Genomic DNA, 25,894 nt, shown 5'->3' on the forward strand with positions numbered 1-25,894 from the left:
CTTCGGGGTGGGACTGGAAAACGCTGCCGGTGTCTCGAGTACCGGGTTTTTCCGTTTGGCACACTGTTGGGTCCTGAGACAACAGGACCGAAGAATTTCAAGCCTTTACAGGTCTGGAGGGACACGGTTTCGTGTTGTTTCTGGTTGTTCCTGCGCAGGTCCAAGACTTCCACGGTGAATACGTGGTGGTGGCGGGGTGTGACGGGGTTGTTGTTTGAGAACTACATAGTGGACGCGAGCATCTTAAATTATTAAGTGCAATTTCAGATAAACCTGGTGACCGGTTTTACCGGTTTCCATGGTTTTCTCGATAGCGATAATATATTGATCTTTGTGGTCAAGTTTTTAAGGGCACACGGTGGATGCCTTGGCATCAGGAGCCGAAGAAGGACGTAGGAATCTGCGATAAGCCTGGGGGAGTTGATAACCGAGCGTTGATCCCAGGATGTCCGAATGGGGAAACCCCGCCCGGCGCGCGAGTGACCGGGTGACCCGCATCTGAACACATAGGGTGCGTGGAGGGAACGTGGGGAAGTGAAACATCTCAGTACCCACAGGAAGAGAAAACAACAGTGATTCCGTTAGTAGTGGCGAGCGAACGCGGAAGAGGCTAAACCAGTGGTGTGTGATAGCCGGCGGGCGTTGCATCACTGGGGTTGCGGGACTTTCCGTACCGATTCTGCCGGATTGGTGAAGTGAGTGCAGATGCATAGGTGAACTGGTTTGAAAGCCAGGCCGTAGAGGGTGTTAGCCCCGTAACCGGAATGTATGCTGCCGCTTGGAGAGGATCCCAAGTAGCACGGGGCCCGAGAAATCCCGTGCGAATCTGCCAGGACCACCTGGTAAGCCTAAATACTCCCTGATGACCGATAGCGGACAAGTACCGTGAGGGAAAGGTGAAAAGTACCCCGGGAGGGGAGTGAAACAGTACCTGAAACCGTGTGCCTACAATCCGTTGGAGCAGGGCAGTGCCACTTGTGGTGCTGTGCTTGTGACAGCGTGCCTTTTGAAGAATGAGCCTGCGAGTTAGTGTTACGTCGCGAGGTTAACCCGTGAGGGGAAGCCGTAGCGAAAGCGAGTCTGAATAGGGCGATGCAGTGGCGTGATCTAGACCCGAAGCGGAGTGATCTACCCATGGCCAGGTTGAAGCGCGTGTAAGAGCGCGTGGAGGACCGAACCCACTTCAGTTGAAAATGGAGGGGATGAGCTGTGGGTAGGGGTGAAAGGCCAATCAAACTCCGTGATAGCTGGTTCTCCCCGAAATGCATTTAGGTGCAGCGTTGCGTGTTTCTTACCGGAGGTAGAGCTACTGGATGGCTAATGGGCCCTACAAGGTTACTGACGTCAGCCAAACTCCGAATGCCGGTAAGTCAGAGCGCAGCAGTGAGACTGTGGGGGATAAGCTTCATAGTCGAGAGGGAAACAGCCCAGACCACCAACTAAGGCCCCTAAGCGTGTGCTAAGTGGGAAAGGATGTGGAGTTGCGAAGACAACCAGGAGGTTGGCTTAGAAGCAGCCATCCTTGAAAGAGTGCGTAATAGCTCACTGGTCAAGTGATTCCGCGCCGACAATGTAGCGGGGCTCAAGTACACCGCCGAAGTTGTGGCATTCAAATATTAGCCAAGCGGATGGTTTATCCATTTTCGTTCAAGCGTTTGGATGGGTAGGGGAGCGCGTCGTGTGGGCAGTGAAGTCGCGGTGTAAACCAGCGGTGGAGCCTACACGAGTGAGAATGCAGGCATGAGTAGCGAAAGACGGGTGAGAAACCCGTCCGCCGAATGATCAAGGGTTCCAGGGTCAAGCTAATCTGCCCTGGGTAAGTCGGGACCTAAGGCGAGGCCGACAGGCGTAGTCGATGGACAACGGGTTGATATTCCCGTACCGGCGAAAAACCGCCAATACCAAGCGGGGGATACTAACCGCCCAATACCTGACCGGCCGCCCTTGTGGCGACCCGGTTTTTGGTGGAGCGCGGGACCTGATCCTGGGAGGTAAGCGTATTAACAGGTGTGACGCAGGAAGGTAGCCGGGCCGGGCGATGGTTGTCCTGGTCTAAGGATGTAGGGTCAGCGATAGGTAAATCCGTTGCTGTGTCTTTGATGACGATACCTGAGAGATCTGATGGGACCCACTTTGGTGGGAATCCGGTGATCCTATGCTGCCTAGAAAAGCATCGGCGCGAGGTTTTAGCCGCCCGTACCCCAAACCGACACAGGTGATCAGGTAGAGAATACTAAGGCGATCGAGAGAATTATGGTTAAGGAACTCGGCAAAATGCCCCCGTAACTTCGGGAGAAGGGGGGCCCCAACCTTGAAGGACACAAGCTGTCCGGAGGGGATCAGGGCCGCAGAGACCAGGGGGAAGCGACTGTTTACTAAAAACACAGGTCCGTGCGAAGTCGCAAGACGATGTATACGGACTGACTCCTGCCCGGTGCTGGAAGGTTAAGAGGACCGGTTAGCCCTTACGGGCGAAGCTGGGAATTTAAGCCCCAGTAAACGGCGGTGGTAACTATAACCATCCTAAGGTAGCGAAATTCCTTGTCGGGTAAGTTCCGACCTGCACGAATGGAGTAACGACTTCCCCGCTGTCTCAACCATAAACTCGGCGAAATTGCAGTACGAGTAAAGATGCTCGTTACGCGCAGCAGGACGGAAAGACCCCGAGACCTTTACTATAGTTTGGTATTGATATTCGGTGTGGCTTGTGTAGGATAGGTGGGAGACTGTGAGACCCGGACGCCAGTTCGGGTGGAGTCATCGTTGAAATACCACTCTGGTCATACTGGATATCTAACTTCGGCCCGTAATCCGGGTCAGGGACAGTGCCTGATGGGTAGTTTAACTGGGGCGGTTGCCTCCTAAAGAGTAACGGAGGCGCCCAAAGGTTCCCTCAGCCTGGTTGGCAATCAGGTGGCGAGTGTAAGTGCACAAGGGAGCTTGACTGTGAGAGAGACATCTCAAGCAGGGACGAAAGTCGGGACTAGTGATCCGGCGGTACATTGTGGAATGGCCGTCGCTCAACGGATAAAAGGTACCTCGGGGATAACAGGCTGATCTTGCCCAAGAGTCCATATCGACGGCATGGTTTGGCACCTCGATGTCGGCTCGTCGCATCCTGGGGCTGGAGTAGGTCCCAAGGGTTGGGCTGTTCGCCCATTAAAGCGGTACGCGAGCTGGGTTTAGAACGTCGTGAGACAGTTCGGTCCCTATCCGCTGCGCGCGCAGGAAATTTGAGAAGGGCTGTCCTTAGTACGAGAGGACCGGGACGGACGAACCTCTGGTGTGTCAGTTGTACTGCCAAGTGCACCGCTGATTAGCTACGTTCGGATGGGATAACCGCTGAAAGCATCTAAGCGGGAAGCCCGCTTCGAGATGAGATTTCCATACACCTTGTGTGTGAGAGGCCCCCAGCCAGACCACTGGGTTGATAGGCCGGATGTGGAAGCGGGGACTAAAGACCCGTGAAGCTGACCGGTACTAATAGGCCGATAACTTACACCACAACCTCACCTGGACGGACACGACTTCAAACGGTCCGTCAAAGTATAAAGGGTGTTGTTAGATCATGTGCTGCTTGCGTCCACTATGTGGTTCCCGGATAACAAACCCGTGTGGTTTGTCACCGTGGAACCGGCACCAACGTACCCTTGCGGGTGTGTTTGTGCCGTATAATTACAACTGTTGTTTGTTGTGATGAGTATATTGCATCGAAACACTACGCGTGTTTTTGTTGTGACCATTGATTTCCCCTCACCCTGGGGTTTGTTTGCCGGGGTGGTGTGGGTGGAAGGGTTACGGCGGTCATAGCGTGGGGGAAACGCCCGGTCCCATTCCGAACCCGGAAGCTAAGACCCACAGCGCCGATGGTACTGCATCCGGGAGGATGTGGGAGAGTAGGTCACCGCCGGACAATATTTACGGTTGAAATACACCGGTTGTTCAGAGAGTAAGGCCCCGCATTCGTGCGGGGCCTTACTTGTTTAACCAGGGGAACGATACCGGTTGTTCAGAGGCGTGGGGCCCTGCATTCGTGCGGGGCCCCACGTGTTTAACCACCATATTCACCTTCCGCGAAGGTGCTACTCCGCGGGCGCGCCAACAGGCAGGAGCGAGTCGGCGAGCCAGGAGATGCCCTCGCTCAACAGTTCGCGGTACTGAGGCTGTTGAAATGCCCCGGCATCGTGTCCGCCTGTGGCAAAGACCGTGCGCCCGCCGTCGGGCCGCTCATAGGTCCAGCCCAGAGGGTGGGGGTACTCGGCGGCTGGATCCGGGTCGGGGACTATCCGGAGCGTGCCGGCAAGACCGCCGGTCTCATCGCCCGTCGGGCCTTGTCCGAGCGCATCACTCCACTCGGACACGTCGGTAAAGCTTGTTGCGCTGGTGTGGATGGCAAGCAACGGCCGGCCACTGCCCAGCCAGGAGCGCAGGCCCGAGGCGGCAGCTTCTGCCGGGACAGGCTGCCCGTCGCGGGGGAGGCCCACATTGACAGCCAGGAGGTCGGGCCAGTTCCACGGGCTGGAAAGCCACGTCAGGGCGGCCTCCAGATCGGAGGCGATGACGACGTCGAACCCGGCCTCCTCCAATACGCCGGCGAGTCCCTCCGACGTCGCGTCGTAGTCGTGCTGCGGGTCCGAATACCGGCCGGTGCCGCTGAGCAGCAGGGCGCGGGGATTGTTCTCTCTGTCCAGCAATGTGTCCACCCGTTTCTCGTTGTTCCGGGCCGCCTGAGGGCGTCCGGAAAGCTCAACCGCGGATCCAGACGGCGCCGCGGGGTGTCAGGAGCGACGTTACCATCGCGCCGGGACCGGCCCTGGCAGCGACCCGGGGCTCCTGCCGGCTACAGGTAGTGCCCTGTCGATGAGGCCGGCTCCGGTGTTCAGTTCTTGATCTCAGCCCCGGTCTCCAGCCACGCCACCACTACATCCCCGAGCATGCTTCGGAGATGGTCGCTGAGCGGCGGCTCCTGCAGGTCACGCCCAAACAGGTAACCGAACGTGTACTGGTTGGCCACCTGGAACACGCAGTAGGAACTGATGACCAGGTGGACGTCAAAGGCATCAGCGTCGTGCCGGAAGACGCCCTCGGCACGGCCGCGTTTCAGGATCTCCTCCAATAATCCGACGGCGGGCTGCACCAGGTCGCGGATCGATTCCACCTGCCGGATAAAGACTCCGCGGTGGATGTTTTCGATCATGACCAGCCGAATGAAATCGCTGTGCTGCGCATGGTGGTCGTAGGTCAGCTCAGCAAGCCGGCGAACGGCATCACGGGGATTCAGGGACCCAACCTGGATTTCACGCTCAGCGGCCCGGATTCCGCCGTAGGCATCCTTCAGCACCTCAAGGTAAAGCTGTTCCTTGCTGCCGAAATAGTAGTAGATCATCCGCTTTGTGGTGCGGGTCAGTGCCGCGATCTCATCCACGCGGGCGCCCGAGTAGCCCTGGGCGGCGAAAACCCCGGTGGAGACTTTCAGGATCTCGGCCCGGGTGCGCTCAGGATCCCGCTTCCGGCCGGTTGATTGCCCGCGGGCGTTTCCGTCGCCCTGCCCCGCAGGGGCAGCCGCAGCGCGTCGCGTTCCGCGGACAACGGCAGTATCCAGATCCTCAGTCACTCAGTAAGCCTTCCCATTTGCCAATAGACGCCGGGGATTCCCGATCATCAGCTCCTGAAGCACCAACTCGTCGAAACCGGCCATTCGCAGCTGCGGCAGAACGCGCAGATGCACATTTTCCATATGCCAGTGCGGCACGACCCGGGAACGCCATGACGGCGGCGTGATCCGGCTGAAAAAGGCGGCGTCATGCGAGAGGAGTATCCGGTCGGCGTAACCCCTGCCCAGGAGTTCGCACAGCATTCTGAACCGCTGCGCGTCGGGGACCACATGCTCCATTCCAAAGCGGTCAAAGCCAAGGAAGGAGCCGGCGTCTGCCAGGGACATCAGATAGTCCAGGTCATCCGAATCCCCGGCATGACCGATCACCACCCGGTCCAGGGGTACGCCCAGGCGTGTGAGCAGCTGCTGTTGTGCGGTGCCGCCGCGGGACTTGGAATCCGAATGGGTGGTGATCGGAACGCCGGTCTCCAAATGGGCGTGCGCCGCTGCGGTGAAGACCCGTTCGGTATCCGGTGTGATGCCGCCGGCGTCGGAGAAGACCTTAAGGATGCCGGCCCGGACCGTGGTTCCGGCGATCCCCTCCCGGATATCGCGCAGGAACAGTTCGATGAGCGGGTCCGGACCGTCAACCAGACGGCCGGGTCCGTGGGTCCGGAAGAACTGCGGGAGCCCGTCTGCGGTGTAGTAGCCCGTGGAGGCGATCAGCCGTACCGGGCTGCGTTCGGCCACGCGCTGGATGCGGGTGACGTTGCGGCCCAGGCCCGGGACCGTGAGGTCGACGACGGTGCGCACCCCGAGCGCGTAGAGCCGCTCGAGACCTGCCACGGCCCGGTCCTGGGCCTGGTCCTCATCCCATTCAGGATGGGGGAGGTTCAGGTCCAGTTCCGGGTGGCCCACGAAGACATGCTCATGGACCAACGTGGTGCCCAGCTCATCGGGCGTCACGTCTCCGGTGAAGGTCGGAATGGCGCGCGCCGTCGTCGTGCCCATGCTAGTTAGTTGCTGTTGCCTGGATTGATTCAAAGACGGCGAGCGAATCGCCGCTGTACTCACCCTCCAGGTATTCGAGGGCGGCGCTGCGGAAGGCCTCGGTGTCCACATCCTCGACGATTTCCCAATCGCCTGCTTCCTTCCATTCAGCCAGGGTGGCTTCCTCGTCGGCAGCGATGCATTCGGTCACTTCCCCGACTGCCTTGTCCACCGCTGCGTTCAGGGCGGTCTGCTGCTCTTCGGAAAGCTCGTTCCAGACGGGGCCGGCAATGACGAGGTTGGTGTTCAGCTGGTGGTTGGTCATGCTCAGGTAGTCCTGCACCTCGGCGAGGTTCTGGGACTTGATATTCGTGATGGGGTTTTCCTGGCCGTCGACCGTACCCTGCTGCAGGGCAAGGTACAGCTCCTCATAGGCCACCTCGGTGGCTGAGGCACCCATGGCCTTGGCATTCATCAGGAACTGCGGCGAACCGGGGAAGCGGATCCGCAGTCCTTCCAGATCCGCCGGTTCGGTGATGGGCTTGTTGGCGGTGAACTGGCGGGCTCCCGCGGACCAGGCCCCGAGGGTCTGTACGCCGGCTGCCTCAGCGAAGCCGTCAACCACGGTCTGTGATTCCTCACTTTCCATGAACGCAGCCAGATGATCGGCGTCTTCAAAGACATAGGCAGCGTCAAGCACGCTGATGGGTTCATACACCGCGCCCAGCGCGGATGCCCCCTGGATGTCGATGTCGATGTCGCCCGCAGCGACGGAGGAGATCCGGTCTGCATCGCCGCCGAGCTGGCTGGATGCGAAAATTTCGACCGTCAGGCCGACATCCGCAGCAGCAACCTCATCAGCGATGACCTGGGCGCCGCAGCGGTGCTGCGGCTGCTCCTCGTTGTAGCTGTGGGCGAGCGTAAGCTCTCGGGTTTCCCCGCCGGCTTCTGTCCCTGATCCGCCGCCGGAGCAGCCCACCAGCATCAGTGCCGGCACAGCGGCCAAGGCAGTCCAGGCTGCGCGCTTTGTTCGTCGTGCATTCATTGTCTTGTTCCTCTCCATCGTGGAACCTCCCGGCGTCGGTGCCGAACGGGTGTTTCGGGGTGCGGGGATTGGTCCCGCAGGCTCTTTGCGGTCAGTCATCGACCTTGTTTCACGGCGCGTTTCACGGTCTTGTTTCACGGCCTCACAGCCCCAGCATGTTCGGCAGCAGCTGCACTGCGTCAGGGAAGAAGACGATGAGGACAACGATCACCAGGAACGGGATGGTGAACGGCAGCGAGCCGCGGAACACCTCGCCGATCCGGGTCTTGGACACGGCGGAGACCACAAAGAGCACTGTTCCCACCGGTGGTGTCAGCAGGCCGATCATCAGGGAGATGATCAGCAGCACGCCGAACGAAATCGGATTCACGCCGTACTGGATGGCGATCGGCATGAGGATGGGCACGACCAGCACGAGGATGGCGGTGGCGTCGATAACGGTGCCCAGCACCAGGGCCAGCAGGACGACCAGGGCCAGGAACACGGTGGGGTTATCGGTGAACCCGAACATGGCCTCTGTGAGTGTCTGCGGCAGCCGCTCCCGCGCCAGGATGTAGCCCAACAGGGATGCGCTCGCGACGATAAGCATGATGCCGCAGGTGGTCAGGACGGTTTCCTTGATGGCTGCGACCAGTCCGCTCCAGGTGAGGGTCCGCTGGATGAGGCCCAGCAGCAGCATGTACATCACGCCGACGGCGGCGGCCTCGGTGGGGGTGAAGATTCCGCCCAGGATGCCGCCCAGGATGATGATCGGTGCCAGCAGCGGCAGCACGACGCCTTTCAGGGACGCCATGAACTCCTCACGGTCAAACTTTCCGCGCACGATGTTCGGCTGGCGCCGTACCAGGAAGAAGACGACGATGCCCAGGCCGAGCGTCATCAGCAGGGCCGGGATGACGGAAGCAGCGAACAGGGCGCCGGTGGAGACCGCCGCGAGGCCGGAGAAGATCACGGCCGGGATGCTCGGCGGCATCACCGGCGCAATCAGCGATGAGGAGGCGACGACGCCGGTTGCGAACCGGCGGCTGTAGCCGTTGCGCAGCATGGCGGGGATTTCGACCTTGCCCAGGGCTGCGGCATCGGCAACGGCCGATCCGCTCATCCAGGAGAAGCCGAGGCTGACGCCCACGCTCACGTAACCGAGGTTGCCGCGGACCGAGGCGAAGGCGGCCATGGCGAAGCGGAACAACCGGTCGGCGATCCCGGCATGGTTGGCCAGGGCCCCGAGCAGGATGAAGAGTGGCACGGCAAGCAGCGGGAAGCTGTCGGCAGCGTTCGCGACTTCGCGCAGGGCGCTGCCGGGGGAGTGGTTGTTGGCCATCATGTACACCAGGGACGGGCCGAGGAACGCGATGGCCACGGGTACCCGCAGGACGAGCAGCACCGCGATGGCGAGGCCGAGCAGGGCGAGCATCATGCGAGCACCTCCGGGCCTTCATCGCTGTCGTATTCGGTGAGCATGGGCCCGTTCTTGGCGACCAGCACGGCAGCGATTACGGCGCGGATGGACATGCTGATGACGCCGATAAGCACCGGAATATAGACGAAGGACATCGGGACGCGGAGGACCGGGGACTTGATGATCTGCTGTGAATCGATCAGGTTGACGGCCTCGACCGCCAGACCGACGCCGGTGGCTGCCACGACGGTGAGGGCGAAGACCTGGACCCAGCGGACGACGTTCTGGTTGCGGACGGAGTCCATGATCTCCAGGGCGATGTGGCCGTTGTTGGACACCAGCACTCCGGCTGCGGCGAAGGTGAGCCAGATCAGCGCAAAGCGGGCCAGCTCGCCGGTCCAGGCGAATCCGTCGCCGGGGAAATACCGCTGGAGGGCCTGCAGGAACACCATGGTGAGGATGATCAGAAGCGACACCGCGCCGATGGCCATCTCAATGCGGGTTATCCAAACGTTGAAACTCTGCCATCGGCCGCGCGATGCGCGCGGCCGGGGTGGGTGATCCGTCACGTGACTCCTTTGTCGACTACTGCCTACTGCGGAGTAACGTACTAGTTATTACATAGTGGGACAAATCACATTTCGATCAAGGCGCACTATGTCGTTTTGTTGGAGGGTCCGGCGGGCGGTCCGGCGGACGAGCTACCCCTCGGAAATCCAGACGCCGTGGCGCATGACCGCGGTGGCCTGCAAGCCGGCATCCAGGAGCAATACATCGGCGGTGGCGCCGGCAGCGAGCGTGCCGATCTTCCCTGAAGCACCCAGCACCCGGGCCGGAACTTCGGTGGCCGAACGCAGGGCGGCTTCCAGCGGCACCCCGGCCGTTACGGCGTTCCGGACCAGGTCCAGCATGCTGGCCGTGCCGCCGGCGATGGCCCCGGACTCCAAACGGGCCACGCCGTTCTGCACCAGGACTTCGGCCGGGCCAAGCCGGTAGGTTCCGTCGCCCAGGCCGGCGGCGGCCATGGCATCAGTGACCAGGACGATGTTGCCTGCGCCCAGCAGCTCGAACATGGTGGCGACCAGATAGGGGTCCAGATGGACGTTGTCGGCGATCAGTTCCACCACTGCCTTCCCGGCCCGGGCAGCCCGCAGCGCGGCGGCGACGGCCCCGGGGGAGCGGTGGTGAAGGGGGTCCATGCCGTTAAAAAGATGGGTGACAGTGGGGACCGCCGGGCCGGATGCGACCGACCCGGACATTGCCAGATCCGGGTCCCCGGATGCCCGGGCCGACGCCAGTCCGGCAGCAGCCCGCGCCAGGGAGGCGCCGGCGTCGTGCGCGGCGGCAGCGGTATGTCCCAGGGACGGAACCACACCGTGGGCGGTGAGCAGGTCCACCAGCTCGTGGGCACCGGGCAGCTCGGGTGCATACGTCATGGTGCGCAGCTGGCCGCGGCCGGCCGCCAGCAGTGCGCCGGCAAAATCGGGGTCGAAGGCGCGCAGCCAACGGGGATCCTGCGCCCCGCAGCGGGCTGTGGAGAGGAAGGGGCCTTCCAGATGGACTCCGGCTACGTCGCCGGCCTCGGCCAGCCCGGCGAACACTTCCAGCCCCGACAACAGGTCGTCCGGCGCAGCCGTGACCAGGCTTGCCAGCACCGTGGTGGTGCCAGCGGCATGCATCCGGCGCAGGGCGGTCCGGGCGGAAGCGGCATCGGCAGACGGGAAATCGGTGCCGTAGCCGCCGTGGCAGTGCAGATCCACCAGCCCGGGAACGGCCAGCTGCCCGGGCGCCAGCTGCACCTCGTTCAGGGTGCCGGCACCCGCGCCGGGCAGCTCGGCGGCGAGACCGGAGGCCAGCCCGGCCTCCGGCCCGGCATAGAGGATGCCGGCCCCGGCAACGGCAACCGCGCTGTCCGAAACGATCCGGGATCCAAGCAGCGCCCGGCCGCGGATGACAGTGACGGGCGGGCCGGAAGGCTGGGTCACGACGTCGGCCCGGGAGTGCCTTGCGTACCGGGAGTGCCGAATCCGTGTCCCGCCAGCCCTGCGGCGGCGGCGCGGTCCAGCACTACGGTCACCCGGGGGTGCAGCTGCAGCGCGGAGGCGGGACAGTCCGTATCGACCGGGCCCTGCAGTGCGCGGGCGATGATGTCCGCCTTGTCTGCTCCATGGGCAATGAGTAGTAGGTGTCCGGCCTCCAGGATAGTGCCGAGGCCCTGGGTGATGCACAGCGTGGGAACCTGGTCCGGGGAATCGAAAAAGCGGGCATTGGCACGCCGGGTGCGCTCGGCCAGCTCTTCCACCCGGGTACGCGAATCCAGTGCGGCCCCGGGTTCGTTGAAGGCGAGGTGGCCGTTGTGGCCGATGCCCAGGATCTGCAGGTCCACGCCGCCTGCGTCGCGGATCGCCTGCTCATAGTCCCGGGCTGCGGCTTCCAGATCGGCGGCGGCAACATCGGGCAGGCGCACGGCGCCGGGCTGCAGCCCCAGCCGCTGCACCACCTCGGACTCGATCACCGCCGCGTAACTGCGGGAATCACCCGGGTCAAGTCCCACATACTCATCCAGCGCGAAGCCGCGGATGCGGGAGAAATCCACGCCGGAACCGGTCAGGGCGTCATAGAGCGGCAACGGTGAAGAGCCCGTCGCGAAGCCCAGGACAGCGTCGGGCTTGGCCTGCACGCACTCCTGCACGACGGCGGCGGCTGCTGCCCCGGCTGCCTGCGGAGTGTCGAGAACCGCGAGGCTCATGCGGTCTTCCTGCACCCCGATCACCGGCTGACCAGATCGGCGATGGCTTCACGGATGCCGTCGAAATGCCTGTCGAGGCGCACGGAGGCCAGCGCCTGGTCACCGGCCCGGACCGCATCGAAAATCTCGCGGTGCACCCGCGCGGTGGCGTGCAGGCTGGTGACCTTGACGCGTGCTTCGGCGTGGATCCGGCTGTAGACATCCCAGAACACGGACATGAGATGGGTGAGCAGTTCGTTGCCCAGCGGTTCGAACAGTTGGCGGTGGAACTCGGAGTCCACCGCGGCCAGGGCCTGGCCCTGGTCTGCCAGCGATTCCATCTCCTGCACGGTGGCCTCGATCCGGGCCAGATGCTCGGGGGTCATCAGGGTCATGGCCGCTCCGATCAGACCGGATTCCAGCGTCTGCCGGACATCCACCAGCTCGAGCGCCTCCTTGCCCTGCTGCCGCAGCGAGAGCCGCCCGCGGAAGCTCAGCCCGGCGGTCAGCGCGTCAAAATTGGTGGGGGCCACGAACATGCCGTAGCCGTGCCGGATCTCCACCACGCCCAGTGCCTGCAGGACCTTCAGGGATTCACGCAGGGTGTTCCGGCCCACGCCGAGGGCGGCGCAGAGCTCTGCTTCGGTCGGCAGCGGGCTGCCGGCTGCCAGGTTGCTGTCCAGGATCAGGTCCATGATGTCGCTCTGCAGGGCGGCGAGCCGGGCCTGCGCGCTGAACCGCGGCGCGGCCGCCGGGCGGGCCGGGGCGGGGGCAGGTGCAGCATCGCCGGAAATCTTCGGCGCGGTGTCGTTCACCAAAATCGGAGCTCCTTCGGAAGCGGTGTATCGTCGAGCGGCGAATCACAGGAGAGGGCGCAGGTGCCTCGCCACTGCGTCTTGGATAGTCACGGAAAACCACTGCTTGACCCGGTCCTGTGATACAGCTTACAGTCTAATCACCCCGCATGGGATGTCCTACGTCCGATGATCCGCACACCCGAATGGTGAGGCACCTTGATGAGCACAACCTCAGAGGGCACCGGTTTTATCCGGAGCTCAAGCCGCCGTGATTTCCTCCGCATCGCCGGCGTCCTCGGCACTGCTGCCGCGTTTGCCAGTTCCGTGGCAGCCTGCAGCCCCGGGGGCGCCCCCGCAGCAACCGGCACCGGAGCCGCTGCCGCTGATTCCATCGAAGCCGGCATCTCGTATTCACTCTCCACCGGCTTTGACCCCATGACGGCCAGCGGAGCCACACCGGTAGCCGCCAACCTCCATATCTTCGAAGGCCTGACGGAACTGCACCCGGCCACCCGGAAGCCGTACCTGGCCCTCGCCGCAGCTGAACCGGAAAAGGTCGACGACACCACCTACCGCGTCACGCTCCGGAAGGGTGCAACCTTCCACAATGGCGATCCCGTCACCGCCGACGACGTCGTCTACTCCTTCCAGCGCGTACTGGACCCGGCCAACAAGTCCCTGATGGCCGGCTTTGTCCCCTTCATCGCCTCGGTCACGGCCCAGGGCGACGCAGTGGAGTTCAAGCTGAAGTACCCCTTCGCTGAATTCGGCCCGCGCATCTCCGTGGTCAAGGTGGTTCCCAAGGCCCTGGCCTCCAACCAGGCCGCCTTCGACCTGGCCCCGGTGGGCAGCGGACCGTACAAGTTTGTTTCAGCGGTCAAGGAAGACCGGATTGTCTTCAAGAAGTTCGAGGAATACAACGGCTCCTACCCGGCCCGGGTCACCGACATGACCTGGCTGCTGCTGGCCGACCCCGCGGCCCGCGTGGCCTCGGTACCGTCCCGCACGCAGGCCATCGAGGACATCCCGTACCTCGACGTGGACCAGCTCAAGGCCAAGCTCGACGTCAATTCCGTGCAGTCCTTCGGCCTGCTCTTCATGATGTTCAACTGCGTCTCGGAGAAGTTCGCCGACAAGCGGGTCCGCCAGGCGCTGCACTACGCGACCAACACCGAGGACATCATCAAGAAGGCGCTGCTGGGCAACGCCGCCGCAGCCACCTCGTACTTCCAGAAGGGGCACCCCTCCTACAGCGAGGCGTCCACGGTCTACGGCTACGATCCGGAAAAGGCCAAGGCGCTGCTCAAGGAAGCCGGCGTCGAGAACCTGACCATCACGCTGACCTCCACCGACACCGGCTGGGTCACCCGGGTGACGCCGCTGATCAAGGAAAACTGGGACGCGATCGGCATCACCACCACCCTGGAGCCGCTGCAGTCCGCAGCCGTGTACGCCCCGGAAAAGGTGGGCGGCCAGAACTTCGACGTCCTGGTGGCTCCGGGTGATCCCTCGGTCTTCGGCAACGACGGCGACCTGCTGCTGAGCTGGTTCTACCGCGGCGACACCTGGGCCAAGAACCGCATGGCCTGGGCCGGAACCCCGGAATACGCCGATGTCCAGGCGAAGCTGGATAAGGCAGTGCAGCTGGGCCCGGACGAGGCCAAGAAGGTGCATGCCGAGGTGGTCAACATCGTGGCCGAAGAGGCCCCGCTGTACCCGCTGTTCCACCGGCAGCTGCCCACGGCCTGGGACGGCGGCACGCTGGACGGCTTCGAGCCGCTCCCGACCACCGGACTCTCGTTCGTCGGGGTTGGCCGGAAGTAAGCACGATCCGCCGGAGGCGGGGGAGATCCCCCTCGACAGCCCCGCCTCCGGCAGGGCCGGACCCGCACCACTTGGAGAAATGAAACATGGCTACACTAATGCGCCTGCTGGGCCGCAGGCTCGCAGCCCTGCCGTTCATGCTGCTGGGCGTGACCATCATGGTCTTTATCGTCCTGTCCGTGATCCCGGCGGACCGGGCCACCGCAGTGTTGGGCGAAAACGCCAGCGAAGAGGCCAAGGAAGCCTTCCGCGAGGACCGGGGCCTGAACGACCCGCTCCTGGTGCAGTTCCTGCGCTACCTGGGCGGCGTGGTGCGGCTGGACTTCGGGTTCACCAACCCGCCCGAGGAATCGGTGGCGTCCAAGATCGCCACTGCCTTCCCCGTCACGCTGCAGCTGACCCTGCTTGGCATCCTGCTGGCCGTGTTCCTGGCCCTTGTCCTGGGCGTTACCAGTGCCCTGTACCGGGACCGCTGGCCGGACCAGGCCATCCGCATCTTCTCCATCGCCGCGATTGCCACGCCGTCCTTCTGGCTGGCCATCCTGCTCATCCAGTGGCTGGCACTGCCCGCCGGCTCGATCTTCCCCACCGGCGGCCTGGCCTGGGCCGACCAGTACGGCTTTGTCGGCTGGCTCTATTCCATGGCCCTTCCGGCCCTGGCCCTGGGCCTGCCGGTTTCCGCGTCCCTGATCCGCGTGGTGCGCACCTCGATGGTTGAGGAACTGGACCGCGACTACGTCCGCACGGCCATCGGCAACGGCGTTCCCTACCGCACAGTGGTGGCCCGGAACGTACTGCGCAACGCGCTGGTCACCCCGGTGACCGTGCTGGGCCTGCGGATCGGCTACCTGATGGGCGGCGCCGTCGTGATCGAAAAGATCTTCAGCCTCAACGGCATGGGAGACCTGATCATCGTGGGGCTGAACACCTCGGACACCAACCTGGTCCAGGGCGCGGTGCTGACCATCGCCGTCGCCTTCGTCATCGTCAACATCCTGGTGGATGTCCTCTACGTACTCATCAATCCCCGGATCCGGACGGTATAACCCATGCGCAACGGACTCGCTGAGCGGCTCGCCACCTCGGGCGCCCGCTTCACCTCCCTTAATTTCAGCTCCAAGCTCGCCGTGGCCTTCCTGCTCCTGGTGGCCTTTGTCGCCGTCGCCGGTCCGGGGCTCGCCCCGTTCGGCGAAAACGAATCCAGCGCCCCGGTGCTGCCGCCCGGCGGCGAGCACCTGATGGGCACCGACGGGTCCAGCTACGACGTGTTCTCCCGGCTGCTCTACGGCGCCCGGGTCTCGGCCGCCATTGGCCTGGGGTCGGTGATTGTGGCCGTCATCCTCGGCGCGGTCCTCGGCGCCCTGGCCGCGACCTCCCGCAAATGGGTCAACGAAGGCATCATGCGGGTCCTGGACATCATGATGGCCTTCCCCGGCATCGCCCTGGCCGCCGCCCTGCTCTTCGCGCTCAAGGATCACTCGGTGGCCCTCTTCGGCTCGACGGTTCCGGTGATCATCTTCGCGATCGCCATTGTCTACACCCCGCAGCTGGCCCGCGTGGTCCGCGCCAATGTGCTGGCCCAGTACGGCGAGGACTACGTCCGGGCCGAGCGGGTCATCGGCGCCGGCCGGCTGTTCATCCTCACCAAGCATGTGGTCCGCAATACCGCAGCTCCGGTGCTGGTCTTCGCCACGGTCATGGTGGCCGATGCGATCATCCTCGAAGCCTCGCTGTCCTTCCTCGGCGCGGGTGTGCAGCCGCCGTCCGCCTCCTGGGGAAACCTGATGGCCGACGGCCGGAACGTGGTCTTCAGCGGAGCCTGGTGGCCGACGACGTTCGGTGGCATCTCCATCCTGCTCACCGTCCTGGCGCTGAACATCCTCGCCGAAGGCCTCACCGACGCCATGGTGAACCCGCGGCCGCGCCGCGGTGCACCGGTGAAGGAGGCCCTGACGAAGGAAGCTCCCGCCGCAAAGGAAGCCGCCGCCGCAGTGGCCGTTCCCGCCCCGGCCGGCGCCGCCGTCGTACCCGCCCCGCCGGCCGCTGACGAAGGCACAGTGGTGGATGAGGCCGACGGCGCCGCCGGTACCCTCATCAACCGGCCCGGTTCCCTGGCCGCCCTGGCCGAGGAACTGCAGCTGCTCGCCGCCGTCGAGAACCGCCGCACCGACCGGCTGGCTCCCGTCGCAGACGACGCCCCGGTGATCCTGGAGGTCCGCGACCTGTCCATCCGGTTCCCGGGCCGCTACGGTGACACCGCCATTGTGGACCGGGTCAGCTTCACCGTCCGCGAGGGCGAAACCATGGGCCTGGTGGGGGAGTCCGGCTGCGGAAAGTCGATCACCTCGCTGGCCATCATGGGCCTGCTGCCGCCCACCGCCGTGCTGTCCGGATCCATCACCTTCAACGGCAAGGAACTGCTGACCAACGACAAGCGTGACCGCGACCAGCGGTACCGCGGCCTGCGCGGCGAGCAGATCGCCATGGTCTACCAGGACGCGCTGAGCTCGCTGAACCCGTCCATGCTGATCAAGGACCAGCTGCTGCAGCTCACCCGCCGCAACGGCCGGAAGTCCCCGCGCGAACTGCTGGAACTGGTGAAGCTGGATCCGGAACGCACGCTGAAGAGCTACCCGCATGAGCTCTCCGGCGGACAGCGCCAGCGCGTGCTCGTGGCCATGGCGCTCTCCCGTTCGCCGAAGATCGTGGTGGCCGACGAACCCACCACCGCCCTGGACGTCACCGTCCAGAAACAGGTGGTGGACCTGCTCAACGAACTGCGCGAGGAACTGGGCTTTGCCATGGTGTTCGTCAGCCACGACCTGGCCCTGGTCGCCTCCCTGGCGCACCGCATCACGGTGATGTACGCCGGGCAGGTGGTGGAATCGGCCGGTGCCTCCGAGCTGATGCGCAACCCGCACCACGAGTACACCCGTGGCCTGCTCGGCGCCGTGCTCTCGATCGAGTCCGACGCCGACCGGCTGCACCAGATCCAGGGCACCGTCCCCTCGCCGCGCGAGTTCGCTGCCGGGGACCGCTTCGCCGAGCGGTCGCTGCGTCCCGACGCCGATCCGGACCAGGTGCTGTCCTTCGTCCGAGTGGGTGAGGGCGAGCACTACTGGGCCAGCCACCTCGAGGATTCCATTCCCGACGGGCGTGCCACCCTGTCATCTGCCGGCACGAGTGCCCCCGTTCCCGCCAGTACAGGAGGACAAGCATGAGCACCGAAGCGTCCACCGAGACCATCCCCGCGGCCACCCCCGTCCTGGAGCTGCGCGGCCTCAAGGTCCACCACCGCACCCGCACGGGCTCCATCTTCCGGCCCAACATCGTCAAGGCGGTGGACGGTGTGGACTTCACCGTCCGCCGCGGCGAGACCGTGGGCGTGGTGGGGGAGTCCGGCTGCGGCAAGTCGACGCTGGCCTCCGTGCTGGTCGGGCTGCAGGAACCGACCGCCGGGGAGGTCCTGTTCCATGGCAAACCCGTCAACGTGCGGCGCGCGGCGGATCGGAAACGCTTCGGCCAGGACGTCGCCGTCGTCTTCCAGGACCCGTCCACCGCCCTGAACCCGCGGATGACCATCCAGGACATCCTCACCGACCCGCTGCAGGTCCATGGGATCGGCGACGCACGTTCCCGGGCCGCGAAGGTAAAGGACCTGCTGGCGCTGGTGGGCCTGCCCTACACCGCCGCAGAGGTCACTCCGCACCAGGTCTCCGGCGGACAGCGGCAGCGCGTGGCCATTGCCCGGGCCCTGGCCCTGGACCCGGCCGTCATTGTCGCCGATGAACCCACCTCCGCCCTGGACGTTTCCGTCCGCGCGCAGGTGCTGAACCTGCTGTCCGACCTGAAGCGGGAACTGAACCTGGGCATGGTCTTCATCTCGCATGACATCCAGACCGTCCGCTATGTTTCGGACCGGATCTGCGTCATGTACTACGGCGGGATCGTCGAAGAAGGCGACGCCGAGCAGATCTTCACCCACCCGAAGGACGACTACACCCGCAAGCTGCTGGGCGCCGCGCCCAGCCTGCTGCACCCCTGATCCTTCCCCTGATTTTCACCCTGCAACACCGCACAGCTACAACGCACCAACCATTACCAGCACTTTGGAGATATCTGTGGCCTCTCAGCCCACCCCCCAGTTCCACGGCGTCATTCCGCCGGTCGTCACGCCCCGCACCGCCGACGGCAGGATCGACACGGCGTCCCTGACCCGGCTGACCAAGCACCTGATCGAAGGCGGCGTCCACGGACTGTTTGTCCTGGGTTCCTCCGCCGAGGTGCCGTACCTGACCAACGACGAGCGCGAACTGGTAGTCACCACCATCGCCGGGGTCAACGCCGGCCAGGTGCCCCTGATCGTGGGCGCCTGCGAGCAGACCACCGCCCGCGTGATCGAGGAAGGGGCCAGGATGGTCCGCCTCGGCGCGGACGCGCTGGTGGTCACCTCGCAGTTCTACGCGATCTCCGATGCACGGGAAACCGACACCCATTTCCGCAGCATCCACGCCGCGCTGGACGTTCCGCTTTTCGCCTATGACGTGCCGGTCCGTACCCACTTCAAGCTGCCCCTGGACCTGCTGCTCCAGCTCGGCCGCGACGGCGTGATCGCCGGCGTCAAGGACTCCTCCGGCGACGACGTCTCCTTCCGGCAGCTCAGCCTGGGCGCCCGCGGCATCGACAACTTCTCGATCTTCACGGGCCATGAAGTTGTGGTTGACGGCGCGCTGCTGGGCGGTGCCGACGGCGTGGTCCCGGGCCTGGGCAACGTGGATCCGGCCGGCTACCGGCGGCTGTACGACGCCGCGAAGAGCGGGGATTTCCTGCAGGCCGCGGCCGAGCAGGACCGCCTCGCCGACGTCTTCAACATTGTCTACACCCCGACACCGGGCCGCGTCTCCGGCGGCGCCGGCGGCCTGGGCGCGTTCAAGACCGCGCTGATGCTCATGGGCGTCATCGATACCAATGTCATGTCCGCACCGATGGTGGCGCTGAACGAACCGGAAACCGCAGCCATCGCCACCATCCTTGAGCGCAACGGCCTGATCTAGGCATGCCGGCCAGAGGAGTGGATTCGGCCACGCGCTGCGTGATCGGGGTGGACCTCGGCGGCACGAAGACCGCTGCCGGCATCGTGGACGCGGCCGGTACGCTGCACGCGACCGACTCCCGCCCCACCCCGGCCACCGCCGGTGCGGCAGCGATCCTGGCCACCGCCGTCGGGCTCATCGCGTCCCTGCTGGCGCAGGCGCGGGACGCCGGTCTGGAACCGGTGGCCGTGGGGATCGGTGCAGCCGGCGTGATTGATGCGCGGGACGGGTCGGTGGTTTCGGCCACCGATTCCCTCACCGGTTGGGCCGGCACACCGCTGGCGGCATATCTGGCCGCGCAGTCCGGGCTGCCCGCGTTCGCCGTCAACGACGTGCACGCCCACAACCTGGGCGAGCACTGGCAGGGCGCCTCCGCCGGAGCAGCGTCCAGTCTGTTGGTGGCGGTGGGCACCGGCGTCGGCGGGTCGCTGATCGTCGGCGGCGAACCGCAGTTGGGGGCGCGGGCGGTGGCCGGGCATGTCGGGCACATTGCCTCGCCTTATGCGTACGACGACGGCGGGGTGGCGCTGCCGTGCAGCTGCGGCCGGGCGGGACATCTGGAAGCTGTGGCGTCCGGCCCTGCCATCCTGGATTTGTACCGGCGGCAAAGTGGCGGCGACGCTGTTTCGGCACGTGACGTCGCGTCCCGGGCCGGTGCCGGCGAGCCCGCGGCTCTCCGGGCGTTCAGCCTGGGTGCAGCGGCCGCCGGGCAGGCGGTCGGCGGACTGGCAAACGTGCTGGATCCGGCCATGGTGGTTATCGGCGGCGGCGTGACCGCGGCCGGGGACCTGTGGTGGAACCCGTTCGAGGCAGCGCTGCGGGCCGAACTCATGGATCCGCTGGCCGGTCTGGCCGTGGTTCCGGCTGTCCTTGGCGGCAATGCCGCCGTGGTCGGTGCCGCGAAACTGGCGTTCGACCGCCTTGCCCCTGACCGCGGCGCACCCGCCACTGACGCACCATCCGCCGGCGACACCTCATCTGCCACCGACACACCATTCGTCCAGGAGAATTCCCATGCTTGACCTGTCCATGCTGGAGTCCCGGCTGATTGTTTCCTGCCAGGCCTATCCGGGGGAGCCGCTGCGCGATCCCCGGACCATGGCGCGGATGGCCCAGGCCGCCGTCGCCGGCGGGGCAGTGGCGGTCCGGATCCAGGGGATAACCGACCTGGAACAAACCAGGGTTGCGGTGGAGGTTCCCATGATCGGGCTCTGGAAGGACGGCGCCGACGGCGTCTTCATTACCCCCACGCTGGAGCACGCGCTGGCCTGCGTGGCTGCCGGGTCCGACATCGTGGCCATCGACGGCACCCGCCGTCCGCGGCCGGACGGCCGAACCCTCGAGGAGACGATCACTGCCCTGCACGCGCAGACCGATGCCCTGGTGATGGCGGACTGCGGCTCTGCCCTGGACGCCAAGGCCGCGGCCGACGCCGGAGCGGACCTGATCGGGACGACGCTGGCCGGATACACCGGCGAGCGGACCAAAACTGATGGCCCGGACCTGGACCTGATTACCGAAATCGCCGCCCTGGACCTGGGCCTGCCGCTGATTGCCGAGGGCCGCATCCACACCCCGGCGCAGGCCAGGGCCTGCCTGGACGCGGGGGCGTTCGCCGTCGTCGTCGGGACCGCGATCACGCACCCCACCACGATCACCGGCTGGTTTGCCGGCGCCTTGGCCGGTTAGGTCCGGGGGTTAGCCAGGGTAGCTCCACGCGGTCAGGCCGCGATCTGCTCCGTCGAGATCGTCGAGTGTTGACGTGGTGCCCTTTGGTTTCGTCCAGTGTCGGGCTGGTGCCGTTTGGTTTCGTCCAGTGTCGGGCTGATGCCGTCTTGGCGCGATCTTTTCGGCATGATCCCGACAGTCGACGCCAGCTGGGGGCGTGATCCCGACAGTCGACGCCGGCTGGGGGCATGATCTCGACAGCCGGGCGTGAGAACGGTTCCTCGGCGTGACCCGGGGACCATCCCAGAGGACCGGACCGGCTTGGCCGGTCCGGTCCTGTTTACCTCCGGGACTCGCGGCAGGGGAGGGTCAGTTCGCCGGGGTGCTGTGCGGAATCAGCGGCTGCTCGGCACGGACTTTCATTTCCTGCACCGCCCAGCTGTTGCCGTCCGGATCCGTGAAGCCGAAGAACGTGCCGCCGTCGCGCGGGTCGATAACGTTGACCTCACTGGCCTCCACACCCCGTGCGACCAGTTCCTCGCGCGCGGCCCGGGCATCGGATACCACCAGCTGCATGCCGTGCATCGACCCGGGCGACATTTGCTGCTGGGACGGCAGAGTCCCGATCACGATCGAGCAACCGGAACCGGGCGGCGTGAGCTGGGCGAACTCCATCTGGTCGGTGACGGTGTGGTGGTCCAGATCGAAGCCGACCTGGTCGCGGTAAAAGGAGATCGACCGGTCCAGGTCGCTGACCGGCAGGACAACAACTTCCAAGGTCCAATCCATGGTGCACCTGCTTTCACTTTCACTGTTGCTGGATCGCTCCGCGGCTAGGCCGAGGGGAGGCGGGCCAGCAGCTCGTCGAGCTGGTCGTACCCCTCGGTCATGCCGGTTTCCATGCCGGTCGCCGCCATGCCGTCGCGGGCCTCCAAAGACGGAAAGACGGAACGGCCGGTCAGTTTGCTCCGACCACCGGGCAGTTCAGTGAACGTAGCGTATTCCAGCGTCACGGAGTCCGGATACCCCTCGTACTCGAAGGTCTGGAGCATGAAGTCGTCCTCGCGCACGGTGTGGAAAACACCGCGGAAGGCGTATTCGTCGTCGTCCCGGGACTGCACAAAGCGGTAGGCGCCGCCGGGCCGCGCGTCGAACACATCGATCCGGGTGCTCAAATCCCGCGGTCCGATCCACTGGCCGTAAAGCTCCGGGTCGACGTGGGCGCGGAAGACCCCGTGCACGGGAAAATCGAACTCGCGTTCATACTGCACGTAGGGCTCACCTTCGGGCATCGTGACCGTCAACGGATTGTTCACGGCGCACCTTCTCCCTGCAGAGAGCCTTCCTGTAGCTGGGCGAGCAGCTCGTCGAGGCGTTCGAAGCCCTCTGCCACGCCGCCCTCCATTCCGGACGCGGCCATGCCGTCACGGGCCTCCATGGAGGGGTAGACGGCATGGACGCTGATCCGGGTGCGGTCGCCGTCGAGCTGTTCCACCGTCATGAACTCGATGCTCACGACGTCGGGATAACCGGAGAATTCGAAGGTCTGGATCGCAGATTCATCCTCCTTCACGCTGTGGAAGATGCCGCTGAACGCGTACGGCACGCCGTCCGGGCCGGTGTGGATGTAGCGGTAGGAACCTCCGGTGTGGAAATCGTAGTGGTCCACTTCCATCTGCATCCCCCGCGGGCCGAGCCATTGGACGATGAGCTCCGGATCGGCGTAGGCGTGGAAGACCTGGGAAACCGGGAAATCCAGTTCCCGGGAGAAATTGATGAAGGGAACGCCCTCGGGGACGTTCAGTTCCAGGGCATTGGTCATGATGGGTCCTTAGCCTGCCGGCCGCGGTCTGCGGCCTGTGCTCTGAGCACGGCATCAAGGCTGCGGAACTGCTCCTCGCGGACCAGCCGGTATTGGCCGATCCAAGCGGTGAGCGCCTCCAACCGTGCGGGGTTCAGATGGACGGGCCGGCGCTGGGCGTCACGGGTACGCGTGACAAGCTGCGCCTGCTCGAGGACCTGGATGTGCTTCGAGATGGCCTGCTTCGATATCTCGAAGGGTTCCGCCAGTTCGTTGACCGTGGCAGGGCCCCGGGAGAGCCGGGCAATGATCTGGCGGCGGGCCGGATCGGCCAGGGCCAGGAAGGCTCTGTCCAGAAGGGGGTCGTCGCCGGTTGAATCCATGCGTTCGGTCAGCTTCTTCGTCGGTGAAATCAATGAGCTGGTTGTTCAACCTTGCGGTTGATTACGAAGCTACGCCCGGCTCCGGACAGCGTCAAGGGGCGCAGACAAACCAAGGCCGCGGCTGCTGCGGGTTAGGGTTATGGCGCGGGCCCGATGCCCGAAGAGCACGCCTGAAAAGTTACAGGTCAACCTTGGGGGGACCGTGGAACAGCAGCAACCGCACGATCTGGAAGTGCCATCACCGCCCGCCGCCGACGCACCGCCCGCCAACGCGGCGCAGCCGGACCAACTGAACGGCGGCAGGACAGGCGGCATGGGTGCCCTGGGGATAACGCTGCTGGTGCTGGGAAATCTTCTTTATTGCCTGACAGCCATTCCTGCCTATGTGATTTATGCCCTTGCTACCCGGTTGAGCGACGAATCACAGCTTCACCCAATGACCTTTTGGATGAGTATCGGCTGGATAATCTCGTTCGTTGCCGGGTGGGCTGCGTTCTACTGGCTTCATCGCAATGGTGCTGCACGGACAGGTGCGGCCGTTTTCTTCGGGATCTGCGTGTTTTGGTTCGGCACATCGCTGCTGCCCTTGGTCATCGCCTGGTAAACACACCCGTGACTGGCCCCGCTATTCACAGCCCCGTCCCTCCGCCGGACAATAGGGAGGGCAAGCTCCGCGCTCCTCACAGGCGCCGCTGCCGGGCACCGTTCGGTGACCGGCATGACGAACGGGAAAACGATGACCAGTTCGGTTTCACCAACACATCCCCGCGGGGAACCCGCCTTCCACTGGGGAAGCTTTGTCGTCGGGCTCATCATGCTGTTGCTGGTGATCGCGCAGGGGATAGCATCCGGGCTGCCGGGCTACGTCGGAATGGCGGGCCTGATCCTGCTGCTCACGGGCGTGTATTCGTTCTTCACCCACCGGCCTTCCTGGCTGTGGCTGCACCACCGGCGCGACGCCGCGATTGTCGGAGTCATCGGGCTCGCGGCCTTCCTCACCGCGCTGGTCATCCGCCTCAACGGAGGCTGAGCGGCTCACCCGGCGGTGCCGCGAAAACCCACGGTTCGGCCGGCAGCCGCTCCAGGGAAAACTCCGGCAGAGCCTCCTCCAGCGGCCCGGGCGGCAGGCCCAGGGAGGCCAGGATGAGGTCCCGAACCTGATCCGGCCCCGCGCCTGTGCTCTCCAGCGCGCCGAGGGTGATGGCGCCGTCGCGCTTGGCCAGCCGGCGTCCGGCCGGATTCAGGACCAGCGGGACATGGGCGTATTGAACCGGCGGCAGTCCGAGCAGCGACGCCAGATAAGCCTGCCTCGGCGCCGACGTGAGCAGGTCACCGCCGCGCACCACCTGGTCGATGCCCTGCGCGGCGTCGTCCACCACCACCGCGAGGTTGTAGGGCGGAACGCCGTCATTGCGCAGCAGCACCAGGTCATCCACCGGCCCGGTGAATTCGCCGTGCAGCAGGTCCGTCACGGTGTACGCCTCCACTCCGCTGCGCAGCCGCAGCGCCGCGGGCCGCTGGCGCCGCCGCTGTGCCCGGGCGGTGTCACCCAGATCCCGGCAGGTACCCGGGTAGGCCCCGGGCGGCGCATGGGGAGCGCGGGGCGCATCGGCAATTTCGCTGCGCGTGCAGAAACACTCATAAACCATGCCGGCCTCAGCCAGCCGGTCAACGGCGGCCAGATACAGCCCGGTGCGCTCGGACTGCCGGACGGGTACGGCATCCCAGGAGAGCCCGACGGCGGTGAGGTCGCGCAGCTGGCCGGTCCCGGTCGTGGAGCGTTCGGGATCAAGGTCCTCGACCCGCAGCAGGAAGCGGCGACCCGTGGCACGGGCAAACAGCCAGGCCAGGATGGCTGTGCGCAGGTTGCCGACATGCAGGTCACCGGTGGGGCTCGGCGCGAAGCGGCCGGCTCCGGCGGTCGCGGCGGCGGGGGAGACGGGCACCGACCCAGCTTACAAAAGAGTTGGCGCGGGCGGGGCCAGGCGCGAGCGGGGTTGGCCCGGACGGGGTCAGGCCCGGTTTGCCAAGTGCCGGGCCCTCCCCAATGCCGGGCCCTTCGACCCTTAGTCCAGTTCCTCGAAGAGGGTCAGCTGCAGGCCGGCCGGGGCGTTGAGCCGTGAGTTCAGCGACCGCCACGGCGTTTCCCGGGGCTCGGCCACCAACTGGGCACCGCCGTCGACCGCCGCCGCCGTGGCCTTCCGCGCGTCGTCGACCTCAAGCGCCACGCGCAGCGTCAGGCTGGGCTTTCCATCCGCCTCGATCCTGTCGATCATGCGCACCTGGGCGGGGTTGGAGAGCTCGAGCGTGGCGCGGCCGGCGTCCAAAATGGTGACCAGGGCGCCGTCGCTGCCGGAATAGGACTCCTGCTCGGGCATGCCCAGGGTGTCGCGGTAAAACGCCAGCGCCGCCTCGTAGTCTTCGGCCGTGACGACCAGGCGGAGCTGGCGGACTGACGGTGACGGTATGCGTGCGGAAGTATCCATGCCGACACAACCCGGCCTGCCGCGTTCAAATTCCCGGTGCAGGTACAGTAGAGGGCCGCCATTCGCGGTTACCGCTGCCGGGCT

General features: G+C 65.1%; 24 protein-coding genes and 2 rRNA genes. 11 read left to right on the forward strand and 15 right to left on the reverse strand.

Annotation, left to right across the window (positions count from 1 at the left end):
• The first annotated feature begins 335 nt into the window (after positions 1-335).
• Together KKR91_RS03290 and rrf are read left to right on the forward strand one after the other, a co-directional pair.
• Positions 336-3,505: ribosomal RNA gene (locus KKR91_RS03290) — 23S ribosomal RNA — on the forward strand.
• 291 nt (positions 3,506-3,796) lie between these two features.
• Positions 3,797-3,913: ribosomal RNA gene (gene rrf / locus KKR91_RS03295) — 5S ribosomal RNA — on the forward strand.
• Between the two features lie 169 nt (positions 3,914-4,082).
• Here the strand turns inward: rrf and KKR91_RS03300 are convergent.
• The 9 genes from KKR91_RS03300 to KKR91_RS03340 all read right to left on the reverse strand — a co-directional run bounded on the left by KKR91_RS03300 (position 4,083) and on the right by KKR91_RS03340 (position 12,552).
• On the reverse strand, positions 4,083-4,703 hold the full coding sequence (locus KKR91_RS03300) for a type 1 glutamine amidotransferase family protein (protein ID WP_210229843.1): 621 nt from the start codon (positions 4,701-4,703) through the stop codon (positions 4,083-4,085).
• Positions 4,704-4,879: 176 nt separating this feature from the next.
• Positions 4,880-5,614 carry a TetR/AcrR family transcriptional regulator gene (locus KKR91_RS03305; protein ID WP_237687467.1) on the reverse strand — a complete coding sequence of 245 codons (735 nt, stop codon included), beginning with the start codon at positions 5,612-5,614 and terminating at the stop codon, positions 4,880-4,882.
• Entirely contained in the window at positions 5,615-6,607 is a 993-nt protein-coding gene (locus KKR91_RS03310; RefSeq protein ID WP_210229845.1) for a phosphotriesterase family protein, read from the reverse strand. It abuts the gene before it with no gap.
• A gap of 1 nt (position 6,608) precedes the next feature.
• Positions 6,609-7,631 (reverse strand): DctP family TRAP transporter solute-binding subunit, encoded by a 1,023-nt coding sequence (locus KKR91_RS03315; RefSeq protein WP_210229847.1) that lies wholly within the window; start codon positions 7,629-7,631, stop codon positions 6,609-6,611.
• A gap of 142 nt (positions 7,632-7,773) precedes the next feature.
• Positions 7,774-9,048 carry a TRAP transporter large permease gene (locus KKR91_RS03320; protein WP_210229850.1) on the reverse strand — a complete coding sequence of 425 codons (1,275 nt, stop codon included), beginning with the start codon at positions 9,046-9,048 and terminating at the stop codon, positions 7,774-7,776.
• Complete coding sequence (locus tag KKR91_RS03325) at positions 9,045-9,599, reverse strand: TRAP transporter small permease (RefSeq protein WP_210229852.1); 555 nt, start codon at positions 9,597-9,599, stop codon at positions 9,045-9,047. The genes KKR91_RS03320 and KKR91_RS03325 overlap by 4 nt, the downstream gene beginning before the upstream one ends.
• Positions 9,600-9,731: 132 nt before the next feature.
• Complete coding sequence (locus KKR91_RS03330) at positions 9,732-11,015, reverse strand: N-acetylglucosamine-6-phosphate deacetylase (protein WP_237687468.1); 1,284 nt, start codon at positions 11,013-11,015, stop codon at positions 9,732-9,734.
• Positions 11,012-11,779, reverse strand: a complete 768-nt coding sequence (locus KKR91_RS03335; RefSeq protein WP_210229854.1) for a glucosamine-6-phosphate deaminase — start codon at positions 11,777-11,779, stop codon at positions 11,012-11,014. Before KKR91_RS03335 ends, KKR91_RS03330 begins: the two co-directional genes overlap by 4 nt.
• Before the next feature lie 20 nt (positions 11,780-11,799).
• Positions 11,800-12,552 (reverse strand): FadR/GntR family transcriptional regulator, encoded by a 753-nt coding sequence (locus KKR91_RS03340; RefSeq protein WP_237687574.1) that lies wholly within the window; start codon positions 12,550-12,552, stop codon positions 11,800-11,802.
• A 222-nt stretch (positions 12,553-12,774) separates the two neighbouring features.
• Here KKR91_RS03340 and KKR91_RS03345 point away from each other — a divergent pair, with 222 nt between their 5' ends.
• The 7 genes from KKR91_RS03345 (at position 12,775) to KKR91_RS03375 (ending at position 21,161) form a co-directional block, all read left to right on the forward strand.
• Positions 12,775-14,379, forward strand: a complete 1,605-nt coding sequence (locus KKR91_RS03345) for an ABC transporter substrate-binding protein (RefSeq protein WP_210229856.1) — start codon at positions 12,775-12,777, stop codon at positions 14,377-14,379.
• An 86-nt stretch (positions 14,380-14,465) separates the two neighbouring features.
• Positions 14,466-15,425 (forward strand): ABC transporter permease, encoded by a 960-nt coding sequence (locus KKR91_RS03350; RefSeq protein WP_210229858.1) that lies wholly within the window; start codon positions 14,466-14,468, stop codon positions 15,423-15,425.
• Positions 15,426-15,428: 3 nt separating this feature from the next.
• Positions 15,429-17,600 (forward strand): dipeptide/oligopeptide/nickel ABC transporter permease/ATP-binding protein, encoded by a 2,172-nt coding sequence (locus KKR91_RS03355; RefSeq protein WP_210229860.1) that lies wholly within the window; start codon positions 15,429-15,431, stop codon positions 17,598-17,600.
• Positions 17,597-18,424 (forward strand): ATP-binding cassette domain-containing protein, encoded by an 828-nt coding sequence (locus KKR91_RS03360; RefSeq protein ID WP_210229862.1) that lies wholly within the window; start codon positions 17,597-17,599, stop codon positions 18,422-18,424. Before KKR91_RS03355 ends, KKR91_RS03360 begins: the two co-directional genes overlap by 4 nt.
• Before the next feature lie 76 nt (positions 18,425-18,500).
• Positions 18,501-19,433 carry a dihydrodipicolinate synthase family protein gene (locus KKR91_RS03365; protein WP_210229864.1) on the forward strand — a complete coding sequence of 311 codons (933 nt, stop codon included), beginning with the start codon at positions 18,501-18,503 and terminating at the stop codon, positions 19,431-19,433.
• A gap of 2 nt (positions 19,434-19,435) precedes the next feature.
• Positions 19,436-20,494 carry an ROK family protein gene (locus KKR91_RS03370; RefSeq protein WP_210229866.1) on the forward strand — a complete coding sequence of 353 codons (1,059 nt, stop codon included), beginning with the start codon at positions 19,436-19,438 and terminating at the stop codon, positions 20,492-20,494.
• Positions 20,487-21,161: an N-acetylmannosamine-6-phosphate 2-epimerase gene (locus tag KKR91_RS03375; protein ID WP_210229869.1), complete on the forward strand. Its 675-nt coding sequence runs from the start codon at positions 20,487-20,489 to the stop codon at positions 21,159-21,161. The genes KKR91_RS03370 and KKR91_RS03375 overlap by 8 nt, the downstream gene beginning before the upstream one ends.
• A gap of 348 nt (positions 21,162-21,509) precedes the next feature.
• Here the strand turns inward: KKR91_RS03375 and KKR91_RS03380 are convergent, their stop codons facing one another.
• From KKR91_RS03380 to KKR91_RS03395, 4 genes are read right to left on the reverse strand one after another with little or no spacing between them, the layout of a single operon-like run.
• Positions 21,510-21,929 (reverse strand): VOC family protein, encoded by a 420-nt coding sequence (locus KKR91_RS03380; protein ID WP_210229871.1) that lies wholly within the window; start codon positions 21,927-21,929, stop codon positions 21,510-21,512.
• 44 nt (positions 21,930-21,973) lie between these two features.
• On the reverse strand, positions 21,974-22,456 hold the full coding sequence (locus KKR91_RS03385) for an SRPBCC family protein (protein ID WP_210229873.1): 483 nt from the start codon (positions 22,454-22,456) through the stop codon (positions 21,974-21,976).
• Positions 22,453-22,962: an SRPBCC family protein gene (locus tag KKR91_RS03390; protein WP_210229875.1), complete on the reverse strand. Its 510-nt coding sequence runs from the start codon at positions 22,960-22,962 to the stop codon at positions 22,453-22,455. Before KKR91_RS03390 ends, KKR91_RS03385 begins: the two co-directional genes overlap by 4 nt.
• On the reverse strand, positions 22,959-23,324 hold the full coding sequence (locus KKR91_RS03395) for an ArsR/SmtB family transcription factor (RefSeq protein WP_210230692.1): 366 nt from the start codon (positions 23,322-23,324) through the stop codon (positions 22,959-22,961). The genes KKR91_RS03390 and KKR91_RS03395 overlap by 4 nt, the downstream gene beginning before the upstream one ends.
• A 202-nt stretch (positions 23,325-23,526) precedes the next feature.
• On the opposite strand from KKR91_RS03395, the gene KKR91_RS03400 reads away from it, so the two are divergent.
• Both KKR91_RS03400 and KKR91_RS03405 read left to right on the forward strand, forming a co-directional pair.
• A complete protein-coding gene (locus KKR91_RS03400) occupies positions 23,527-23,928 on the forward strand; it encodes a hypothetical protein (RefSeq protein WP_210229877.1) in 402 nt (133 codons plus the stop codon).
• Positions 23,929-24,042: 114 nt separating this feature from the next.
• Positions 24,043-24,354: a hypothetical protein gene (locus KKR91_RS03405; protein WP_210229879.1), complete on the forward strand. Its 312-nt coding sequence runs from the start codon at positions 24,043-24,045 to the stop codon at positions 24,352-24,354.
• Here KKR91_RS03405 and gluQRS read toward each other — a convergent pair.
• Complete coding sequence (gene gluQRS, locus KKR91_RS03410) at positions 24,341-25,270, reverse strand: tRNA glutamyl-Q(34) synthetase GluQRS (protein WP_210229881.1); 930 nt, start codon at positions 25,268-25,270, stop codon at positions 24,341-24,343. The genes KKR91_RS03405 and gluQRS overlap by 14 nt on opposite strands.
• 120 nt (positions 25,271-25,390) lie before the next feature.
• Positions 25,391-25,810, reverse strand: coding sequence for a VOC family protein (locus KKR91_RS03415; protein ID WP_210229884.1), 420 nt, complete (start codon positions 25,808-25,810; stop codon positions 25,391-25,393).
• Between the last annotated feature and the right edge of the window lie 84 nt (positions 25,811-25,894).

The organism is Arthrobacter jiangjiafuii (assembly GCF_018622995.1).
Classification (GTDB): domain Bacteria; phylum Actinomycetota; class Actinomycetes; order Actinomycetales; family Micrococcaceae; genus Arthrobacter_B; species Arthrobacter_B jiangjiafuii.

What these genes read in the sequence shown, in the direction of transcription:
- KKR91_RS03320 (WP_210229850.1), bottom strand. Translation starts at nt 9,048, where the DNA reads ATGATGCTCGCCCTGCTCGGCCTCGCCATCGCGGTGCTGCTCGTCCTG.
- KKR91_RS03355 (WP_210229860.1), top strand. Translation starts at nt 15,429, where the DNA reads ATGCGCAACGGACTCGCTGAGCGGCTCGCCACCTCGGGCGCCCGCTTC.
- KKR91_RS03370 (WP_210229866.1), top strand. Translation starts at nt 19,436, where the DNA reads ATGCCGGCCAGAGGAGTGGATTCGGCCACGCGCTGCGTGATCGGGGTG.
- KKR91_RS03415 (WP_210229884.1), bottom strand. Translation starts at nt 25,810, where the DNA reads ATGGATACTTCCGCACGCATACCGTCACCGTCAGTCCGCCAGCTCCGC.
- KKR91_RS03345 (WP_210229856.1), top strand. Translation starts at nt 12,775, where the DNA reads ATGAGCACAACCTCAGAGGGCACCGGTTTTATCCGGAGCTCAAGCCGC.
- KKR91_RS03350 (WP_210229858.1), top strand. Translation starts at nt 14,466, where the DNA reads ATGGCTACACTAATGCGCCTGCTGGGCCGCAGGCTCGCAGCCCTGCCG.
- KKR91_RS03310 (WP_210229845.1), bottom strand. Translation starts at nt 6,607, where the DNA reads ATGGGCACGACGACGGCGCGCGCCATTCCGACCTTCACCGGAGACGTG.
- KKR91_RS03380 (WP_210229871.1), bottom strand. Translation starts at nt 21,929, where the DNA reads ATGGATTGGACCTTGGAAGTTGTTGTCCTGCCGGTCAGCGACCTGGAC.
- KKR91_RS03360 (WP_210229862.1), top strand. Translation starts at nt 17,597, where the DNA reads ATGAGCACCGAAGCGTCCACCGAGACCATCCCCGCGGCCACCCCCGTC.
- KKR91_RS03395 (WP_210230692.1), bottom strand. Translation starts at nt 23,324, where the DNA reads ATGGATTCAACCGGCGACGACCCCCTTCTGGACAGAGCCTTCCTGGCC.
- KKR91_RS03315 (WP_210229847.1), bottom strand. Translation starts at nt 7,631, where the DNA reads ATGAATGCACGACGAACAAAGCGCGCAGCCTGGACTGCCTTGGCCGCT.
- KKR91_RS03405 (WP_210229879.1), top strand. Translation starts at nt 24,043, where the DNA reads ATGACGAACGGGAAAACGATGACCAGTTCGGTTTCACCAACACATCCC.
- KKR91_RS03375 (WP_210229869.1), top strand. Translation starts at nt 20,487, where the DNA reads ATGCTTGACCTGTCCATGCTGGAGTCCCGGCTGATTGTTTCCTGCCAG.
- KKR91_RS03390 (WP_210229875.1), bottom strand. Translation starts at nt 22,962, where the DNA reads ATGACCAATGCCCTGGAACTGAACGTCCCCGAGGGCGTTCCCTTCATC.
- KKR91_RS03335 (WP_210229854.1), bottom strand. Translation starts at nt 11,779, where the DNA reads ATGAGCCTCGCGGTTCTCGACACTCCGCAGGCAGCCGGGGCAGCAGCC.